The 17,440-nt window shown below is 55.7% G+C and carries 19 protein-coding genes; 5 read left to right on the top strand and 14 right to left on the bottom strand.

Translation table 11 applies throughout. The annotated features are described in order from the left end of the window. Positions 1-151: 151 nt before the first annotated feature. From ACWB12_RS04625 to ACWB12_RS04650, 6 genes are all read right to left on the bottom strand, one after another. The gene (locus tag ACWB12_RS04625) at positions 152-1,438 is read right to left on the bottom strand and encodes a pyruvate dehydrogenase complex dihydrolipoamide acetyltransferase (RefSeq protein WP_479528897.1); all 1,287 of its coding nucleotides are present in this window, start codon (positions 1,436-1,438) and stop codon (positions 152-154) included. A gap of 13 nt (positions 1,439-1,451) precedes the next feature. After that, positions 1,452-2,828 (bottom strand): pyruvate dehydrogenase complex E1 component subunit beta, encoded by a 1,377-nt coding sequence (locus ACWB12_RS04630; RefSeq protein ID WP_479528898.1) that lies wholly within the window; start codon positions 2,826-2,828, stop codon positions 1,452-1,454. Between the two features lie 27 nt (positions 2,829-2,855). After that, positions 2,856-3,851, bottom strand: a complete 996-nt coding sequence (pdhA, locus tag ACWB12_RS04635; protein ID WP_479528899.1) for a pyruvate dehydrogenase (acetyl-transferring) E1 component subunit alpha — start codon at positions 3,849-3,851, stop codon at positions 2,856-2,858. 107 nt (positions 3,852-3,958) lie between these two features. Beyond that, positions 3,959-4,261, bottom strand: a complete 303-nt coding sequence (locus ACWB12_RS04640; RefSeq protein WP_479528900.1) for an FtsB family cell division protein — start codon at positions 4,259-4,261, stop codon at positions 3,959-3,961. Between the two features lie 214 nt (positions 4,262-4,475). Continuing rightward, positions 4,476-5,405, bottom strand: a complete 930-nt coding sequence (locus ACWB12_RS04645) for a class I fructose-bisphosphate aldolase (protein WP_479528901.1) — start codon at positions 5,403-5,405, stop codon at positions 4,476-4,478. Between the two features lie 101 nt (positions 5,406-5,506). Then, positions 5,507-6,697 carry a phosphoglycerate kinase gene (locus ACWB12_RS04650; RefSeq protein ID WP_479528902.1) on the bottom strand — a complete coding sequence of 397 codons (1,191 nt, stop codon included), beginning with the start codon at positions 6,695-6,697 and terminating at the stop codon, positions 5,507-5,509. A gap of 146 nt (positions 6,698-6,843) precedes the next feature. Between ACWB12_RS04650 and ACWB12_RS04655 the strand changes: the two genes are divergently transcribed. The 3 genes from ACWB12_RS04655 to ACWB12_RS04665 all read left to right on the top strand — a co-directional run bounded on the left by ACWB12_RS04655 (position 6,844) and on the right by ACWB12_RS04665 (position 9,054). After that, the gene (locus ACWB12_RS04655) at positions 6,844-7,350 is read left to right on the top strand and encodes a peptidylprolyl isomerase (RefSeq protein ID WP_479528903.1); all 507 of its coding nucleotides are present in this window, start codon (positions 6,844-6,846) and stop codon (positions 7,348-7,350) included. Beyond that, a complete protein-coding gene (locus ACWB12_RS04660; RefSeq protein WP_479528904.1) occupies positions 7,343-7,957 on the top strand; it encodes a peptidylprolyl isomerase in 615 nt (204 codons plus the stop codon). Before ACWB12_RS04655 ends, ACWB12_RS04660 begins: the two co-directional genes overlap by 8 nt. Before the next feature lie 116 nt (positions 7,958-8,073). After that, entirely contained in the window at positions 8,074-9,054 is a 981-nt protein-coding gene (locus tag ACWB12_RS04665; protein WP_479528905.1) for a DUF3179 domain-containing protein, read from the top strand. A 32-nt stretch (positions 9,055-9,086) separates the two neighbouring features. On the opposite strand, the gene ACWB12_RS04670 is transcribed toward ACWB12_RS04665, so the two are convergent. Both ACWB12_RS04670 and tyrS read right to left on the bottom strand, forming a co-directional pair. Beyond that, positions 9,087-9,467 carry a hypothetical protein gene (locus ACWB12_RS04670; RefSeq protein ID WP_479528906.1) on the bottom strand — a complete coding sequence of 127 codons (381 nt, stop codon included), beginning with the start codon at positions 9,465-9,467 and terminating at the stop codon, positions 9,087-9,089. Then, a complete protein-coding gene (gene tyrS, locus ACWB12_RS04675; protein ID WP_479528907.1) occupies positions 9,464-10,717 on the bottom strand; it encodes a tyrosine--tRNA ligase in 1,254 nt (417 codons plus the stop codon). Before tyrS ends, ACWB12_RS04670 begins: the two co-directional genes overlap by 4 nt. Before the next feature lie 69 nt (positions 10,718-10,786). Between tyrS and ACWB12_RS04680 the strand changes: the two genes are divergently transcribed. Further along, the gene (locus ACWB12_RS04680) at positions 10,787-11,887 is read left to right on the top strand and encodes an anhydro-N-acetylmuramic acid kinase (protein ID WP_479528908.1); all 1,101 of its coding nucleotides are present in this window, start codon (positions 10,787-10,789) and stop codon (positions 11,885-11,887) included. A gap of 6 nt (positions 11,888-11,893) precedes the next feature. Here the strand turns inward: ACWB12_RS04680 and ACWB12_RS04685 are convergent, their stop codons facing one another. From ACWB12_RS04685 to ACWB12_RS04710, 6 genes are all read right to left on the bottom strand, one after another. Beyond that, complete coding sequence (locus ACWB12_RS04685) at positions 11,894-12,328, bottom strand: cupin domain-containing protein (RefSeq protein ID WP_479528909.1); 435 nt, start codon at positions 12,326-12,328, stop codon at positions 11,894-11,896. Between the two features lie 2 nt (positions 12,329-12,330). Further along, complete coding sequence (locus ACWB12_RS04690; RefSeq protein ID WP_479528910.1) at positions 12,331-13,170, bottom strand: DUF1353 domain-containing protein; 840 nt, start codon at positions 13,168-13,170, stop codon at positions 12,331-12,333. A gap of 172 nt (positions 13,171-13,342) precedes the next feature. Continuing rightward, entirely contained in the window at positions 13,343-14,617 is a 1,275-nt protein-coding gene (eno, locus tag ACWB12_RS04695; protein WP_479528911.1) for a phosphopyruvate hydratase, read from the bottom strand. 94 nt (positions 14,618-14,711) lie between these two features. Then, the gene (locus ACWB12_RS04700; RefSeq protein WP_479528912.1) at positions 14,712-15,584 is read right to left on the bottom strand and encodes a DMT family transporter; all 873 of its coding nucleotides are present in this window, start codon (positions 15,582-15,584) and stop codon (positions 14,712-14,714) included. A gap of 9 nt (positions 15,585-15,593) precedes the next feature. Beyond that, positions 15,594-16,004 (bottom strand): Fur family transcriptional regulator, encoded by a 411-nt coding sequence (locus ACWB12_RS04705; RefSeq protein ID WP_479528913.1) that lies wholly within the window; start codon positions 16,002-16,004, stop codon positions 15,594-15,596. A 119-nt stretch (positions 16,005-16,123) separates the two neighbouring features. After that, complete coding sequence (locus tag ACWB12_RS04710) at positions 16,124-17,089, bottom strand: DUF533 domain-containing protein (RefSeq protein WP_479528914.1); 966 nt, start codon at positions 17,087-17,089, stop codon at positions 16,124-16,126. 184 nt (positions 17,090-17,273) lie between these two features. Here ACWB12_RS04710 and ACWB12_RS04715 point away from each other — a divergent pair. Beyond that, positions 17,274-17,440 (top strand): TusE/DsrC/DsvC family sulfur relay protein (locus tag ACWB12_RS04715; protein ID WP_479528915.1); only part of this gene is annotated, 167 nt, incomplete at its 3' end.

Genomic DNA, 17,440 nt, shown 5'->3' on the forward strand with positions numbered 1-17,440 from the left:
TTCCAAAAGATAAAGGAATTCAAAAGGATAGCATTACGTGCATGTAAAACTGACGATAGTTTTAAGGCCATGATTTCAATCGTCGCAACCGTCATTCATTTGCGGTAAACGTCAACAGGCCCTAATAGTCTCGCGTCTTTTTTCGTTTGAATTAGGCAAGCATAGTGATTGGGTTTTCCAGATTATCTACGATCGCATTCAGCAAAAGAGCGCCTAACGCACCGTCAATCACCCGATGGTCAACCGAGAGCGTGACGGACATAACCGTCGCAATAGATAGTTCGCCGTCCTTACCAACAACCGGCTTTTTGACTCCTGCACCAACGGCCAGAATTGCCCCGTGAGGCGGGTTGATTACAGCATCGAAATTATCGATGCCAAACATCCCGAGGTTCGAGATAGCAAAGCTGCCACCAAGATATTCGTGTGGGGCAAGTTTTTTATTACGGGCGCGGCCGGCGAGGTCTTTCATCTCGACCGAAAGCTGCGACAGGGATTTGGCTTCAGCATCTTTTATCACCGGGGTGAATAACCCGTCCTCCACGGCTACGGCCACGGCCACGTCGGATGGTTTCAACTGGAATAAACGGTCACCGGCCCAGATTGCATTGGCTGCGGGCACGGTTTGCAACGCCATCGCGCAGGCCTTGATGATAAAGTCGTTAACCGACACCTTTAGCCCGCGGGATTCAAGCTGTTTGTTGATATGAGCACGGCCTGCGAGCAAAGCGTCAATGCGGATGTCGCGGCGCAAGTAAAAATGCGGGATCGACTGTTTAGCCTCGGTCAGGCGGGCGGCGATGGTTTTACGCATACCATTCAGGGTGATCACCTCATATTCACGATCAGCGTAAATTTTTGAAATCGCATCGCTGGCCGGATCGGATGGTATTGGTGCAGTGGTGGGGGTGGAAGCGCTGGCAGGTTTGCCCAATACGTCGGCCTTGACGATGCGTCCGTGTGGGCCGGACCCAGTGATTTGTGCAAGGTCGGCACCCGCATCTGTGGCAATGCGGCGGGCGAGAGGCGATGCAAAAATCCGTTTTGTTTCAGATTCTTGTGTTGCAATCGGCACGGATTTTTTGACAGGCTCCGGTGTTGTTTGAGCCACGGGTTCCGCTGCGATGGGCGGAGCCGAAGTTGCTGAGGGGGCAGGGGGTGCAATGGGCGCAGAAGAAATGTCACCCGCGCTTTCGCCATCTTCAAGCAAGACCATGATTGGAGTATTCACCAGCACCCCTTCGCTGCCCTCGGCCACCAGCAATTTGCCGACGACACCTTCGTCCACAGCCTCGAATTCCATCGTTGCCTTATCGGTTTCGATCTCGGCAATCAGGTCGCCGGACGCGACGGTATCCCCCTCTTTCACCAACCATTTGGCAAGCGTGCCTTCCTCCATCGTGGGAGACAGGGCGGGCATCAGAATTTCTATTGGCATCGCTTACGCTCCCTTAACGATATGTGACTTTGTGCACGGCTTCGACAACTTCTTCAGTCGTGATCAACGCCAGCTTTTCGAGGTTGGCGGCATAGGGCATCGGTACGTCCTTGCCGGTGCAATTGATCACGGGCGCGTCGAGGTAATCAAACGCCTCCTGCATCAGCACAGAAGAGATGTGCCCACCGATTGATCCCACCGGCCAACCTTCTTCAACTGTTACGCAACGGTTTGTTTTCATAACGGATTTAATGACTGTAGCAGTGTCCATCGGACGCAGGGTGCGCAGGTCGATGACCTCGGCTGATATGCCATCTTCGGCCAAACGATCAGCAGCCTCAAGCGCGTATTTCATCCCGATGCCAAAGCTGACGATGGTCACGTCAGTGCCCCCGCGCCAGATTTTGGCAACCCCAAATGGAACAGTGAAATCATCCAGCACAGGCACATCGAAACTCTGGCCATACAGGATCTCGTTTTCCAGAAAAATCACCGGATTTGGATCACGAATGGCAGTTTTCAACAGGCCTTTGGCGTCGGCGGCGGAGTAGGGCATCACCACCTTCAGGCCCGGAATTTGCGCATACCACGCGGCGTAATCCTGACTGTGCTGTGCGCCAACGCGGGATGCGGCGCCATTGGCCCCGCGAAATACCATGTGCGCACCCATCTGGCCGCCGGACATATAGAGCGTCTTGGCGGCGGAATTGATGATCTGGTCGAGTGCTTGCACAGCGAAATTGAAGGTCATGAATTCGACAATCGGTTTCAGACCGGCAAAGGCTGAACCAACGGCAATGCCGGTAAAGCCGTGTTCGGTGATCGGTGTGTCGATCACCCGTTTGTCGCCAAATTCATCCAGCATACCCTGACTGATCTTATAGGCACCCTGATATTGCGCGACCTCTTCACCCATCAAATAGACCATTTCATCACGGCGCATTTCTTCGGCCATCGCATCACGCAGCGCTTCGCGCACGGTGGTCGGCTTCATTTCGGTGCCCTCGGGAATTTCGGGGTCATTCGGGATGGTTGCCGCAATGGGGGCGGCAGGCGTGGGGGCGGGTGTCGGCGCGGCACTTTCGGCCTCGGGCGCAGGAGGGCGCGCGACAGATGCGGCGCTATCCGGCACTGCATTTGCATCTTCACCCTCTTCCAGCAACACGGCGATGGCGGTGTTCACGGGCACACCTTCGGTGCCTTCAGTGATCAGGATTTTTCCCATCACACCCTCGTCAACCGCCTCAAACTCCATCGTGGCCTTGTCGGTCTCGATCTCGGCGATGATCATGCCGGATTCAATCACATCCCCCTCAGCCACCAGCCATTTGGCCAATGTGCCTTCTTCCATCGTGGGGGAAAGTGCGGGCATCAGAATTTCGGTTGCCATGTTAATTATCTCCGTATTATCCGATGTTTACGCGTCTGCGTAGATGTCTGTCCAAAGTTCGGTCAGCTCCGGTTCAGGGCTTTCGCGGGAAAAATCGGCGGCCTCGTTGACTGTGGCCTTGATCTCTTTGTCGATCGCTTTCAAATCGTCCTCGGACGCATGTTTGCCCTGCAATAACAACTCGCGCACATGGTCAATCGCGTCGCGTTCCTCGCGGACTTTTTGCACCTCTTCGCGGGTGCGGTATTTGGCGGGGTCCGACATGGAATGGCCGCGATAGCGGTAGGTGACCATTTCCAGAATGTAGGGGCCTTCGCCGGAGCGGCAATGTGCGACAGCTTTTTCACCAGCGGCCTTCACGGCCATCACATCCATGCCATCAACCGATTCACCGGGGATGCCAAAGGCCTGCCCTCGGGTGTATAATTCGGGGGTGGAGGAGCCGCGTTGCAAGGATGTGCCCATTGCATACTGGTTGTTTTCAATCACAAAAATTACCGGCAGTTTCCACAGCGAGGCCATGTTGAAGGTCTCGTAAACTTGGCCCTGATTGGCGGCGCCATCGCCGAAATAGGCGAACGACACGTTGTCATTGCCCAGATATTTATCGGCAAATGCCAATCCGGCACCAATCGGCACCTGTGCCCCGACAATGCCGTGACCACCATAGAAATTGGCCTCTTTCGAGAACATATGCATCGAGCCACCCTTGCCTTTGGAGTAGCCCCCGATCCGGCCGGTCAATTCGGCCATCACACCCTTGGGGTCCATGCCGCAGGCCAGCATATGGCCGTGATCGCGGTAGGATGTGACGCGCTTGTCGCCCTCTTTGGTGGTGGCCTCTAGACCTACGATGATCGCCTCTTGGCCGATGTAAAGATGGCAGAATCCACCGATCAATCCCATGCCGTATAGTTGGCCCGCCTTTTCCTCGAATCGACGGATCAGCAGCATTTCACGGTAGTAGTGAAGCAAATCATCCTTGGAAACGTTTGGTTTTTTTGATGTTTTCTTGGCTGCCATGTTTGTGCGCCCTCGTGAGCTGAAAAATAGTTTAGCGTTAAACTATACAATAGCGCATTGAAACACGAAGTGCGAGCAAAAGATTTAGGTCGGGGTTATTCGTGGGGCTAACGGATGACAATTTCATCCGCGCGCAGTAGGCCCAAAACGCTCCGGGCTTGCTCATCCAGCAGGTCAAGATCAAGGAATTCATCCGACAATCTGTGGGCTTTGTTTTCCATCCACGCAACGTCCGCTGACAGCCCGACCAGATCCTCGCGCAAAATGTCGGCTTCGGCGTCAATCTGGACGCGGCGGAACAGTCCATAGTCGCCTTGAATAGCAGCAAAGGCAAAATACAGGCCAAGCGTAAATACGCCGCCGAAATACAGGACGACACCGACAGGCGGCCGTTTGCGGGAAATGCTCATTCTTTTCTGCCTCTTTTGCCGTCATTAATTACGCGGCTTTAGGGCACAATTGCATATTGGCACGGCTTTGTGAATCCCCTGCGTGGCAAGTGGTGGATATTTTCCTTGGATACCTGTGGCTTATTGGTCGCTTTCAACAAAAAGGAAACCCTCCAAGGATAATCCTTGTAGGGTTAAATTTTTTTGGTCTGTGGGGCGAGGCGAGCCCGACTATTCAGGCCTTGCCCTTGTAGATATCAACCAGTTTGCCCAGCATATCCAACGCATCCGCCCGATCCCGCTGGAACGAATTTCGCCCGATGATTGATCCGTTACCACCGCCGTCACGGATAGCGCGGGCGTCGTCATAGACGCTATCGGCGCCTTTTTTCGCACCGCCGGAAAACACCACAATGCGCCGGCCGGCAAAACTTGCGTCCATACAATGTTTCACCCGTGCCGCTTGGGTTGAAATGTCGATGCCCTCGTCCTCGTATACCTTTTTGGCCGCAGGCAGTGACAAATGGTCGGTCGACAGTTTGATCTTGATGATATGGGCGCCCAACAGGGCGGCGATCTGGGCCGCGTAGGCGGCGATGTCGATGGCTGTTTCGCCGTCGCTGTCAAGTGCTTCGCCGCGCGGGTAGGACCAGATCACGGTGGCCACGCCCTTGGCGGCGGCTTCTTCTCGCATGGCAGAAATTTCTTCAAACAGCTCCAGCCCTTGCGATGAGCCGGGGTAGATGGTGAAGCCAATAGCCGACGCCCCGATGCGTAGCGCATCATCAACACAGGCGGTGATAGCTTGGTCCTTGGGGGATGCTGACGGGATCAGGGAATTGGCCGAGTTGACCTTCAGGATGGTCGGGATTTGGCCCGCGAAGGTGTCTGCACCTGCCTCGAGCATCCCCAAAGGCGCGGCAAAGGCATTCAAACCTGCATCAATCGCCAACTGATAATGGTAGTGCGGATCATAGGCGGCGGGGTTCGGTGCGAATGAGCGTGCCGCGCCATGTTCAAACCCCTGATCAACCGGCAGGATAATCATTTTGCCACTGCCGCCCAATTTGCCGTTCATCAGGATGCGGCACAGGTTTGCCTTCACACCGGGGCAGTCTGCCTCGTAATTCGATAGAATTTTCTGAACAATCCGTGTCGCTCTCATAATGTAATCCTTTCAAGAACAATGGGCCAATGTCACTGCTCTAGTAAGGTATGCGATTGCATGCAACGCTGTTGGCGCTACCAGTCGTCAAATAAAGCCATTTAGCCTTCTAATGCAGCGACACCGGGCAAGGTCTTGCCCTCCATCCATTCCAGAAACGCGCCCCCTGCGGTCGAAATATAGGTGAAATCACCGCCGTGACCGGATGCGTTAATGGCAGCCACTGTATCGCCGCCCCCCGCGATAGAAACCAGATCACCGCTGGCGGTCTGTTTTGCAATCTGGCCCAGCATACCGAAGGTCGCGGTTTGAAAAGGGGGCATTTCAAACACGCCAAGCGGGCCGTTCATCACCAGGGTTTTGCAGGTCGCAATCACCGCGTTGATGCGGGCCACGGTTTTAGGACCGGCATCCAGTATCATCGCGTCAGAAGGGCAGGCGTCAACCGGCAGGACTTCATGAACCGCGTTTGCCGCAAATTCCCGTGCCACAACAATGTCGGTCGGAAGGATAATCTCGCAACCTGCAGTTTTGGCCTTGGCCAGAATTTCCAGTGCAGTGTCTTTCATCTCGTGTTCGGCCAGTGATTTGCCCACGTCAAAGCCTTGGGCTGCCAAAAACGTGTTGGCCATGCCACCTCCGATCACCAGATGGTCAACTTTGGTGACCAGATTGCCCAGCAATTCCAGCTTGGTCGACACTTTGGCCCCGCCAACCACCGCGCAAACGGGGTGTTGTGGATTGCCCAATGCCGATTCCAGCGCACCAAGTTCGCTCTGCATCAAGCGGCCAGCACAGGATGGCAGCAGCGCCGCAATGCCAGTCGTCGAGGCATGGGCACGGTGCGCGGTGGAAAAGGCGTCATTGCAATAAACATCGCCCAGCGTGGCCAGCTCGGCAGCGAATTCGGGGCTGTTGGCCTCTTCGCCGGCATTAAATCGCAGGTTTTCCAGCAGCAAAATGTCACCCTCAACCAGACTGTTGACCCATGCGCCGGCCCGCTTGCCGCCATCATCATCGGCAAAAATTACCGGCTGGCCAAAAGCCGCCTCAAGCGCGGGCAGGGTGACGCGTAATGACAGCTCCGGTACCACATGGCCCTTTGGCCGCCCGAAATGCGCCATCAAAACCGGCTTGCCGCCCGCCGCCAGAATATCCTTCACCGTTGGCACAATCCGCTCGATCCGCGTGGTGTCAGTGACGACGCCATCCTTGACCGGCACATTGATATCAACCCGCACCAAAACCACCTTGCCGTTCAGATTGATATCATCGAGTGTTTTCCAGCCCATGTCAGACCTCCATTTGTGCCGATTTGTGCCCACAATCATCATTCATTCAGGCAGGGTCAACGTGGCACAGTGTATTGCCCCTTTTATATTGCGCACATCCCGCTTAGGTTCGCCCCAAATCGTAACACGACATAGGAGCGCCCGATATGGCCGAGATCAAAGACCCTGAAAACACAATCCTGATGGAACTTAAAGACGGCACAGTGACCATCGAATTGCTGCCTGATGTTGCGCCAAAGCACGTTGAGCGGATGAAAGAACTGACCCGTGCCGGCGCCTATGATAACGTCTGTTTCCACCGCGTGATTGACGGGTTCATGGCCCAGACCGGTGATGTGGCCAATGGCAACATGGAAAACGACTTTAACTTGCGGGCTGCTGGCACTGGCGGGTCGGACAAGCCCGATGTGCCTGCTGAATTTTCCAAGGTGCCACATGCAAAAGGCAGCATTGGGGCAGCGCGGTCGCAAAATCCTGATTCCGCCAACAGCCAGTTCTTTATCAATTTTGGCGATAATGCGTTTTTGAATGGCCAATACACCGTTTACGGCCAAGTGATCGACGGGATGGAACACGTTGACAAAATCGCCCGTGGCGAGCCACCAATGAACCCTGACCGGATGATCAGCATGAAGGTGGCCGCAGATGCTTAGAGTTCTCGCAATGCCATTGCTGCTGGGCTTTCTGGGGGCGGCAATATGGGGGGCGTTTTTCCTATATGATGGCGCTAACCAACAAGCGCTGGCCAATGACACACCCGGCCCAAATCTGGTGATCGAGGTGGGCGGCAGCAACAGCGGCACAATCGTTATTGATCTTTTGCCAAATGTCGCCCCCAAACATGTGGAACGCATCATCGCGCTGGCCAAATCCGGTGCCTATGACGGGGTGGTGTTTCACCGTGTGATTGACGGGTTCATGGCGCAAACTGGCGACGTTCAATTCGGCATGCGTGGTGGGGATATCAGCCGTGCAGGGATGGGCGCATCCGATATGCCAGACCTTGCGGCAGAATTTTCCAACATCCCGTTCAAACTGGGCACCGTTGGTGCTGCGCGCTCTCCTGATCCTGATTCCGCCAACAGCCAGTTCTTTATTGTGCTGGCGCCGGCCAAGCACCTGAATGGACAATATACGGTGTTCGGACAAGTGATCGAGGGGCTTGAGACGCTTTACAACATCAAGCTGGGGGATTCCGATGCCAATGGTCTTGTTGATGATCCCGACTATATGGTGAAGGTCACAGTGACCAACGAATAAACATAACGGCGTGTTTTCAAAGTAGAAGACACGCCGTTATCAATCTCGCGTGAGCGGGGCTATTTTTGCGCTCTATCCTCTGTCATTCTTTGGGTAACCAAACAGGAGGATTTTTGATGCGACGCACCTTGCGAATATTCCCGTTGATAGCGACCCTTGTGACCGCCCTTGCCACATCCGCCAGCGCCAATCCGGCAAGCTGGAAATACGAGTGGCCCGACACCGATTTTTCCCGCACGAGCGTCACGGATTGGGGCGAAATACTGTCTGGCGGCCCGCCCAAGGACGGCATTCCGGCGCTGTCGGACCCGAAGTTCAGGAAAGCATCTTCCGAGACACGGATTAAGCCGCGTGAACCGGTTATTACTCTTGAAATAAAGGGTCAAACCCCGCGGGCCTATCCGATCCGCTATTTGACATGGCATGAAATTGTGAACGATAAAGTCGGCGGCGTGCCGGTTATTGTTACCTTCTGCCCGCTGTGTAATTCCGCTATGGTGTTTGATCGACGTGTGCGTGGCAAACTGCTCACCTTTGGGGTGACGGGCAAGCTGCGCAATTCGGATATGGTGATGTATGACCGCGAGACCGAAAGCTGGTGGCAACAGGCAATCGGCACCGGGATTGTCGGGGCGCACAAGGGCGATGTTTTGAAACAATTGCCCAGCTGGATGGAAAGCTGGGAAGAATTTACTACCCGCAATCCAGACGGGTTGGTGATGGACGAGCCCGACTGGGGCCGCGCCTATGGCAATAATCCATATGTTAGCTACGATAGTTCTTCGCGCCCGTTTCTTTATGGTGGCGAGATGCCGCCGCATGGCATTCCCCCCCTGATGCGGGTGGTGCGGGTCGGCGAGCGGGCTTGGCCGATGAGCCGCCTTAGCAACGAGGGCGAGGTTTCCGAAGCGGGGATAAAGTTAAGCTGGGTCGCGGGGCAGGCCTCGGCGCTAGATTCGCGCAAGATTGGCGCTGGCAAGGACGTAGGCACCGTGCGAGTGCGTGACGCCAACGGGCGGGACGTGGCGCATGACGTGATGTTCGCCTTTGCGTTCCATGCGTTTTTCCCACGCGGCAAATGGATGCTGCCAAAATGAGCTGACGCGAGTGATCGGGGTCAGCCTATTGTTTAAAGCGGGCAGGCGACAGTGAAAGTGAATTGAACATTTGCGGAGAAGCTGGATTGCTCGACTGCGCAAGATTTTCGTCGCACATAGGCGGCCAAAGACTGCTCAGCGGCACTTCTATTCGAGAAGGGCTGCCCATTTGTTTGAAATGCAACGCCCGATTTATAACGGGTTTTCCGTTGAATGCGTTCTTTGGCGAAAAATACTATCCACCGTTTTCCAAAGGTTGTTTCTCTGACATCAAACGGGACTTTTGCATATATACTGCAAGAAAAAGCGTGGCTTTCGGGCGTTTCCCAAACAGCTTTTGGTGGGCAGTTGTCGCCAAAGGCTAAGTTGGTCGATGCTAAAATGGCTAGAATGCTACCCTTAATAATGCTCATGAACCCACTTTTACTAGCGCGTGGCGTTTTTTGCCTGCCGATAGTTTGAGCGGGGTAGCGAGATCATCAATGGTGATCATCCGGCCTGCCTCGGTCAGGGGCTCATCATTCAGTTTGGCACCGTTTTCCTTGATCAGGCGTTTGGCGTCTTTGCCCGACTTGGCAAGGCCGGATTTCACAAAAAGCTGCACGATGGAAATGCCATCGCCAATATCCTCGGTGGTTAGGGAAATGGTTGGCAGATCATCCCCGACACCGCCCTTTTCAAACACTTCGCGCGCCGTGGCTTCGGCACCTTTGGCAGCTTCGGCCCCATGCGCCAATGTGGTGACCTCATTTGCCAGCCGGATTTTGGCTGCGTTGATTTCAGCGCCGTCCAGCGCACCCAAGCGGTCGCATTCCTCAACTGGCAGTTCAGTGTAGAGCTTCAGGAACTTGCCCACATCTGCATCCGTGGTGTTGCGCCAGAACTGCCAGAATTCGTAAGGCGAGCGCATGTCGGCATTCAGCCAGACAGCGCCGTCCTGCGATTTGCCCATCTTCTTGCCGTCCGAGGTTTCCAGCAGCGGGGTGGTCAGGCCGAAAATCTGGTTGTCCAGCACGCGGCGGGTCAAATCAATCCCGTTGACGATATTGCCCCATTGGTCCGAGCCACCCATTTGCAGCAAACAGCCATAGCGGCGGTTCAACTCAAGGAAATCATAGGCTTGCAGGATCATATAATTGAATTCAAGGAACGACAGCGACTGTTCGCGGTCCAGCCGCGATTTCACCGATTCAAAGGCCAGCATCCGGTTGACCGAAAAATGCCTCCCGATGTCGCGCAGGAACGACAGGTAGTTCAGATCATCCAGCCATTCGGCATTGTTAGCCATTTCCGCATCCGTTGCCCCGTCGCCGAATGAGACATAGTTCGTAAAGACCGCCTTGATGCCTGCAATATTGGCGTTGATCGCGGCGTCATCCAGCAGCGGGCGCTCATCCGACCGGAACGAGGGGTCACCCACTTTGGTGGTGCCGCCGCCCATCAGAACAATCGGTTTATGGCCGGTTTTCTGCAACCAACGCAGCATCATGATCTGGATCAGACTGCCCACATGCAGCGATTTAGCGGTGGCGTCAAAGCCGATATAGGCGGGCACAACGCCTGCGATCAGGGCCTCGTCCAGCGCCTGATAGTCGGTGCAATCTGCCACAAAGCCGCGTTCCAGCATCACCCGCATGAATTCTGATTTGGCGTGGTAAGTCATCTTGATAATTATCCGTTCTCATGTGCGTTGCGCCCTGATATATCGGGGTCAGCGGTGAAGGGAAAGAGCATGTTGAAATCGGGACCGATCTGGGCGCTTGGCGCGATGTCCGGCACCTCGCTTGACGGGGTGGATGCGGCGATGTTGCAGACCGATGGCGAGGCGATCTTTGCCTTTGGAGAAAGTGCTTACCGGCCCTATAGCGACGTGGAGCGTGTGGTGATTGCCGATGCGTTTGGCAAATGGCCGGATGAGGACGGGGTTGCGGCGGCAGCCGAGTTGGTTGAAACCGCCCATGCCCAAGTGCTGGACCCGTTTGAAGGGGCCGAACTGGTCGGGTTTCACGGCCAAACGCTGGCCCATGATCCAATGGGGCTTGGAACCCATCAAGCGGGCGACGGGCGGGTGCTGTCGGCGGTGCTGGACCTGCCGGTGATCTGGGATTTTCGCACATCGGACGTTGAAATGGGCGGGCAGGGCGCACCGCTGGCGCCGTTCTATCATTTTGCCTGCGCCAAATGGATCAAAGCAGATGCGCCCGTGGTGTTCCTGAATTTGGGCGGGGTTGGCAATGTGACGTGGGTCGATCCGAGTAAGGACAAGCCCGAGGAGGCAGGCGCATTGCTGGCGTTTGACACCGGCCCCGCGAATGCTCCGATCAATGATCTGGTCATGGCGCGATTGGGCAAGCCCTATGACGAGGGCGGGGCATTGGCGAAGCAAGGCCGTGTTGACGAACCATTGGTCGAGGCGTTTCTGGAACGCGGATATTTCCACCAGATGCCGCCAAAATCGCTGGATCGAAACGATTTTGAAAATATTCTGGACCTGGTTACAGATCACAATGATGCCGATGCTTGCGCCACATTGTGCGCGATTGCAGCGGCATCGGTTGCCAAGGGGATGGAACATTGCCCGTTGCCGCCAACCCGTGTGCTGGTGACAGGCGGCGGACGACATAACAAGGCGATGATGGCGATGCTGGCGGCGTTGCTGGACGGCCCCGTGCAGCCGGTCGAGGATGTCGGGCTGGACGGTGATATGCTGGAAGCGCAGGCCTTTGCTTATCTTGCTGTGCGGGTGCTGCGCGGGATGGCGACGTCGGCCCCCACGACGACGGGAGTTGCAGCCCCGGTTGGCGGTGGGCGGGTTAGTCGACCAACGACCTAAACGAACCTAACCGTAAGGTATTTCAGCACCCTTATCCATCATCTCGAACCCGTCGAAATGAAACGCAGGTGAAACGGTGCAGCCGACAAGGGTATAATCGCCGGTGCTGCGGGCGGCCTGCCAGTGGTGCTTTGGCACAATCAGTTGCGGGGCCTCGCCCCCCAACACATCCGGCCCCAGCGTATAATCACGGGCGGGGCCTGCCTCGGATTTGGCCATGCTCAGGATCAGGGGCGCACCGGCGTAAAAGTGCCAGATCTCCACCGCATCAACGCGATGCCAGCGGCTGACCTCGCCTGCCTTTAGCAGGAAATAGATGCATGTGCCTGCAGGGCGTTTGCCATCACTCGCATCGGCGATCCATGTTTGGCGATAATGGCCGCCCTCTGGGTGGGGCGTCAGATTTAGTTGGCGAATGAGTTGGTTTGACTGGTTCTGCATAATTACATAGGGGGCAATGAGCCACCGTCACCCGCAGCAGCGCCGCCACCGCTCGGGTTTTGGCCACCATCAGCCGACCCTCCTTGCACTTGGGCAAGCATGGCTTGTTCGCGTTTCCTTAAATAGACCGATAGACGGGTAACTGACGGGCTGGTTTCGTTGATAAAAGCAATGGTGGCCAGCATTTCATCGACCAGGATTTTTTCTGGAATAAGCTTTGGCAACGGCGTGTTTGTCGGGCCCTGTGTGATCGGGGCATTTACGATTAACAGACCGGGGATGGGCATTCTGACCTTTGGCTGGTCCCCGGGCATGGTCCAGCGTGGCCCGCCCAGATACACAGCGGCATACATGATCTTGGCTTTATTCGGGGGGGTGCCGCCGACCCGAAGCGCATCATAGAACATCCGGTGCACATTTTGCCATGTATCCGAATGATATTGCGGCAGGCTTTCGTTGCCGATGCCGCAATAGGCATCGTGCATTGTTGCCGCATTAATGAACTCTTTGCTGCGCGGATTGCCAACAGCTGCACGGAAAATGGTCGGGATGGATGCGCCATCGGTCAGGGTGTTTTTCGGGGCAAGCCACCTTGTCGGCCTTGAATCTACAAATTCAATTGCCTTTTCGGTGCGGAAAAAAGGCAATGGGCGGGCTTTTAGCCGGATAATCTTTGGCAGCAGGGATACCGGAGCGTTGAAAAACAGGCAGCGGGCGGTGCTTTGTCTTTCACAGGGGCTAGGCGGGGTTGCATTTCTTTGGGCCTGCAGGGTTGTTTGCTGATCGGTGGTAGTGACACAGGCCGAGACTAGAAAACTTAGGGTAATCAGATAATGACGCAACGTGTTACTCCTGAAATTCAGCAAATTTGAATATTAAAACAGAGTATTGCCGCAAGTGCTGCATGGGTTCAACCCATTGAGGGCGAATTTATAAGGCCTAGGTAAGATATGGCCTGCCAGCCCTGCTGCAATATTAACGTAAGGGCTGGTAGGCGGGAGCAAAACGGGGGGATCATTTCAAAATCGAACGCCCCGCATATTGCGCACTTTCACCCAGCATTTCCTCGATCCGGATCAACTGGTTATATTTGGCCAACCTGTCAGAACGCGCAAGCGAGCCAGTTTTGATCTGCCCGCAATTGGTGGCCACTGCCAGATCGGCAATAGTGGCATCCTCGGTTTCGCCGGACCGATGCGACATCACACAGGTCATGCCGGCGCGATGTGCCATATCGACAGCCTTAAGGGTTTCTGATAAGGTGCCGATCTGATTGACTTTTACCAGTAATGAGTTGGCCGCCTTTTTCTCTATCCCTGTGGCCAGGCGTTCGGGGTTGGTGACAAATAGATCGTCGCCAACCAGCTGGATTTCATCACCCAATGCAGCGTTCAGCGCCACCCAGCCATCCCAGTCATCCTCGGACATGCCATCCTCGATGCTGATGATCGGATAATCCGCCACCAGCGCTTCCAGATAGGCGACATTCTCATCAGATGTCAGCGATTTACCTTCGCCCTTCATCTCGTATTTGCCATCAACGTAATATTCCGTCGCAGCGCAATCCAGCGCCAGATAGATTTCCTCGCCAGGTTTATACCCTGCCTTCTTGATCGACTTCAGAATGAAATCCAACGCGTCGCGGGTCGACGACAGGTTCGGCGCAAAGCCACCCTCGTCGCCAATGCCTGTCGACAGACCCGCCGCCGACAGTTCGCCCTTCAGCGTGTGGAACACTTCTGATCCCATCCGCACAGCGTCGCGGATGTTGTCGGCGGACACCGGCATGATCATGAATTCCTGAATATCAATAGGGTTATCAGCATGTTCACCGCCATTGATGATGTTCATCATTGGCACGGGTAACACACGGGCAGCGGTGCCGCCAACGTAGCGAAACAGTGGTTGTGCTGCGTAATCCGCAGCGGCTTTGGCCACGGCCAGCGATACACCCAGAATGGCGTTTGCTCCGAGGCGCGCCTTGTTTGGGGTGCCGTCCAACTCGCACATAATCGCGTCAATTGCTTCCTGCTCGCCGCAGTCCATGCCGACCAGCTCTTCGGCGATTTCGCCGTTTACAGCGGCCACTGCGTCCAAAACACCTTTGCCGCCATAGCGCGACATATCCCCGTCACGTTTCTCGACCGCTTCATGCAGGCCAGTTGATGCACCAGATGGCACCGCAGCGCGGCCCATGGTGCCGTCTTCCAGTATCACATCGACCTCGACTGTCGGGTTGCCACGGCTGTCCAGAATTTCACGGGCGAAAACATCGATGATAATGCTCATTGGAGGCGTCCTTGCTGCTATCGGTTCCCGCAAAGCTATAACAGCAAACCAATGAAAGTAAACAGTCAATGGTAGCGCTAACGGGCGTTGTTTTCTATAGTCCCGCGAGCTTTGCCATGCGCCGTTCGCGCAAGAATGAAAATATACCGGCAGCAATCGTTATCGCCGCCCCGATCAAGGTCCACATGTCAGGGCGTTCGCCCAGAACAAGGGTGCCGATCAGCAAAGCAAATATGATCCGCGAATATCGAAACGGGGCAACCACCGACACATCCCCAATGCGCATCGCTGCCGTTATCGCCCAATATCCCAGAACACCAACCACAACAGCCCCGCCCATCTGTGCATAGTTCAGCGGGTTCATGACGCGTGGACCGTCGCCAATAGCCAGCAGAAACAGACCGGCAGGCAACAGCATCACCATGCCATAGGTCGACACCCGCAGCGTTGGCATGTCCGTGGGCACCATTCGCGTTGACAGATCACGCATCGCAAGGCCGAACATGCCAGCCACGGCCCACAGCATAGCGGGCTCGAACGTATCACCACCCGGGCGCAAGATGATCAGAACGCCGATGAACCCGACGATTATCGCGCTCCAGCGTCGCCAATGCACAACTTCGCGCAACCAGATCACCGCGCCTAGAGTGACGGCCAGCGGGGTTGCCTGAATAATCGCGGATGCCGTGGACAGATCAATCATCGAAAGGGCCGTGACATAGCAAACCGATCCAAATGCCTCGCTCAGGTTGCGCAGGATCACCGGCCACAGGAAAAAATCGCGTGAAAAGACAGCATGCCCCTGCGCCTTGGTCATCAGCGCGAAAATTATGCCGCCGCCGGTGCCGGCAATGGCCAGTATCTGCCCAACGGGCAAATCCAGCGAGGCCGATTTTACGAATAAATCCGTGACGGTGAACCCGATCATTGCCGCAACCATCAGGGCAATGCCGCGCAGATTATCCATGTTGTCGGGTCATTTTCGGATCGGCACGCCGTAAAGTTCCAGCCGATGCCCTTTCAGCTTATAACCGAGCTTCTCGGCGATCTTTTCTTGCAGGGCTTCAATTTCTGGGTCGATAAATTCAATCACCTTACCGGAGTTCATATCAATCAGGTGGTCATGGTGGTCTCGGTCCGCCGATTCATACCGCGCGCGGCCGTCGCCAAATTCGTGCTTGTCCAGAATACCCGCTTCCTCGAACAGTTTGACGGTACGGTAAACCGTAGCGATCGAAATGCGCCCGTCAACGGCGCTGGCGCGGGCGTATAATTCCTCGACATCCGGATGGTCGTGCGCATCTTCCAACACAGCGGCAATCACCCGGCGCTGTTCCGTCATGCGCAAGCCTGAGCGCTCGCATTTGGCTATGATTGTTTCAGGCATAAAAGGCCCCCAGATGAATTTCACCAGAGTTTAGGCGATAATGCATCCGGTCTCCACCGGTTTTTCCATAAAAAACCCCCGCCAACGTGAATGTGGGCGGGGGCAGGGGTGTGACGGGTCTATCCGTAGATCGACGGCACGCCCAGTTGCTCGTGAATGTTGTTCACGTTGCGTTTGTCGATGCCCAGTTCGGTGGCGAAATCATGCAGGTATTGCGCCTCGGTCTGGTTATCCAGATCAATGCCCATGATCGACATGGCGTAAACCTGCGCTTCCATCCCGTTTGGCACTTGTCCTGCCAGACCTTTGACATCAATCGGTGCGGCCAACTCAGCATTCACAAAATCGCGCTCTTGCGGGGAAATGTCGCCCAGTTTGCCCAGCAGCTTCTGGCGCTCGCTATCATCAATCTTGCCGTCCGATTTAGCCGCCTGAATCATCGCCCGCAGCATCAGGCCCGCCGCCACTTCTTGTTGCGGGGTCGGGGGGATTTCAGGCTCGCCGCCGTGGGTCAGGGACTGATTGAATTTGTCGCCAAAGCTGCTTTGCTTGTTGGCGGATTTATCCTTGTCAGTGGATTTTGCTTTCGGAGCAGCGGCGGCCGCACCAGCACCCGCACCCGCGCCCAGCAAACCACCAAGCAAACCGCCCAGATCACCTCCGCCACCACCGGTCATACCGCCCAGCAAGTCACCCAGACCGCCCTTGGCAGCCCCTTTACCGGCCAGACCGTCCAGAATGCTGTCCAGACCACCACCGCTGCTGCGTCCGGTCTGCACACCACCGCGCGGGGTGCTGGCATCGCTTAGGCCATCCAGCAAACCACCCAGACCGCTGCCACCAGAGGCGCGACCGGACTGTTGCGGCTGTCCACCGCCCAGTAGACCACCCAGCATATCCTCAAGCCCGGCACCTTGCGAGCCTTGCGTGCGTGCGCTACCGCCGCCGCCCGTCAGGGCATCCAGCAACCCGCCGCCGCTGCTTCTGCGTTGCGGGGCCGCGCGGCCCTTGCCGGACATGCTGCTGACGCCCTTGGCCACAGCCACGCCGATGGCAACTTTTGCCAGTGTTTTCATAAGACTCATAATACTCTCCCAGGTTACTGATACGTGTTCCGACTCGATTATGGCACAAATCATCGCGGCCTTTTAGCAGAAAGTCGTTGACCATAGGGCAGGCAACATGCCGATAAGGTTGATGCGCAAAACATATTGTGATACCTGAATGTAAGTTAAATCTGCAATGCGCGACAGAACGAGGGAGTTCACTATGTCATTTGAATATGAAGGCAACGAGATCGAAACCGACGCAAACGGCTATCTGACCAATCAAGAAGACTGGTCAGAAGAGATGGGCACATTCATGGCATCCGCCGACAACATCGAGCTGACCGACCGCCACTGGGATGTGATCAACTACCTGCGCGAGGAATATTT

Source organism: Profundibacter sp. (assembly GCF_056498605.1).

Bases quoted from the DNA above. Each gene is read 5' to 3' on its own strand.
- ACWB12_RS04625 (WP_479528897.1), bottom strand. From the start codon at position 1,438: ATGCCAATAGAAATTCTGATGCCCGCCCTGTCTCCCACGATGGAGGAA.
- ACWB12_RS04630 (WP_479528898.1), bottom strand. From the start codon at position 2,828: ATGGCAACCGAAATTCTGATGCCCGCACTTTCCCCCACGATGGAAGAA.
- pdhA (WP_479528899.1), bottom strand. From the start codon at position 3,851: ATGGCAGCCAAGAAAACATCAAAAAAACCAAACGTTTCCAAGGATGAT.
- ACWB12_RS04640 (WP_479528900.1), bottom strand. From the start codon at position 4,261: ATGAGCATTTCCCGCAAACGGCCGCCTGTCGGTGTCGTCCTGTATTTC.
- ACWB12_RS04645 (WP_479528901.1), bottom strand. From the start codon at position 5,405: ATGAGAGCGACACGGATTGTTCAGAAAATTCTATCGAATTACGAGGCA.
- ACWB12_RS04650 (WP_479528902.1), bottom strand. From the start codon at position 6,697: ATGGGCTGGAAAACACTCGATGATATCAATCTGAACGGCAAGGTGGTT.
- ACWB12_RS04655 (WP_479528903.1), top strand. From the start codon at position 6,844: ATGGCCGAGATCAAAGACCCTGAAAACACAATCCTGATGGAACTTAAA.
- ACWB12_RS04660 (WP_479528904.1), top strand. From the start codon at position 7,343: ATGCTTAGAGTTCTCGCAATGCCATTGCTGCTGGGCTTTCTGGGGGCG.
- ACWB12_RS04665 (WP_479528905.1), top strand. From the start codon at position 8,074: ATGCGACGCACCTTGCGAATATTCCCGTTGATAGCGACCCTTGTGACC.
- ACWB12_RS04670 (WP_479528906.1), bottom strand. From the start codon at position 9,467: ATGAGCATTATTAAGGGTAGCATTCTAGCCATTTTAGCATCGACCAAC.
- tyrS (WP_479528907.1), bottom strand. From the start codon at position 10,717: ATGACTTACCACGCCAAATCAGAATTCATGCGGGTGATGCTGGAACGC.
- ACWB12_RS04680 (WP_479528908.1), top strand. From the start codon at position 10,787: ATGTTGAAATCGGGACCGATCTGGGCGCTTGGCGCGATGTCCGGCACC.
- ACWB12_RS04685 (WP_479528909.1), bottom strand. From the start codon at position 12,328: ATGCAGAACCAGTCAAACCAACTCATTCGCCAACTAAATCTGACGCCC.
- eno (WP_479528911.1), bottom strand. From the start codon at position 14,617: ATGAGCATTATCATCGATGTTTTCGCCCGTGAAATTCTGGACAGCCGT.
- ACWB12_RS04700 (WP_479528912.1), bottom strand. From the start codon at position 15,584: ATGGATAATCTGCGCGGCATTGCCCTGATGGTTGCGGCAATGATCGGG.
- ACWB12_RS04705 (WP_479528913.1), bottom strand. From the start codon at position 16,004: ATGCCTGAAACAATCATAGCCAAATGCGAGCGCTCAGGCTTGCGCATG.
- ACWB12_RS04710 (WP_479528914.1), bottom strand. From the start codon at position 17,089: ATGAGTCTTATGAAAACACTGGCAAAAGTTGCCATCGGCGTGGCTGTG.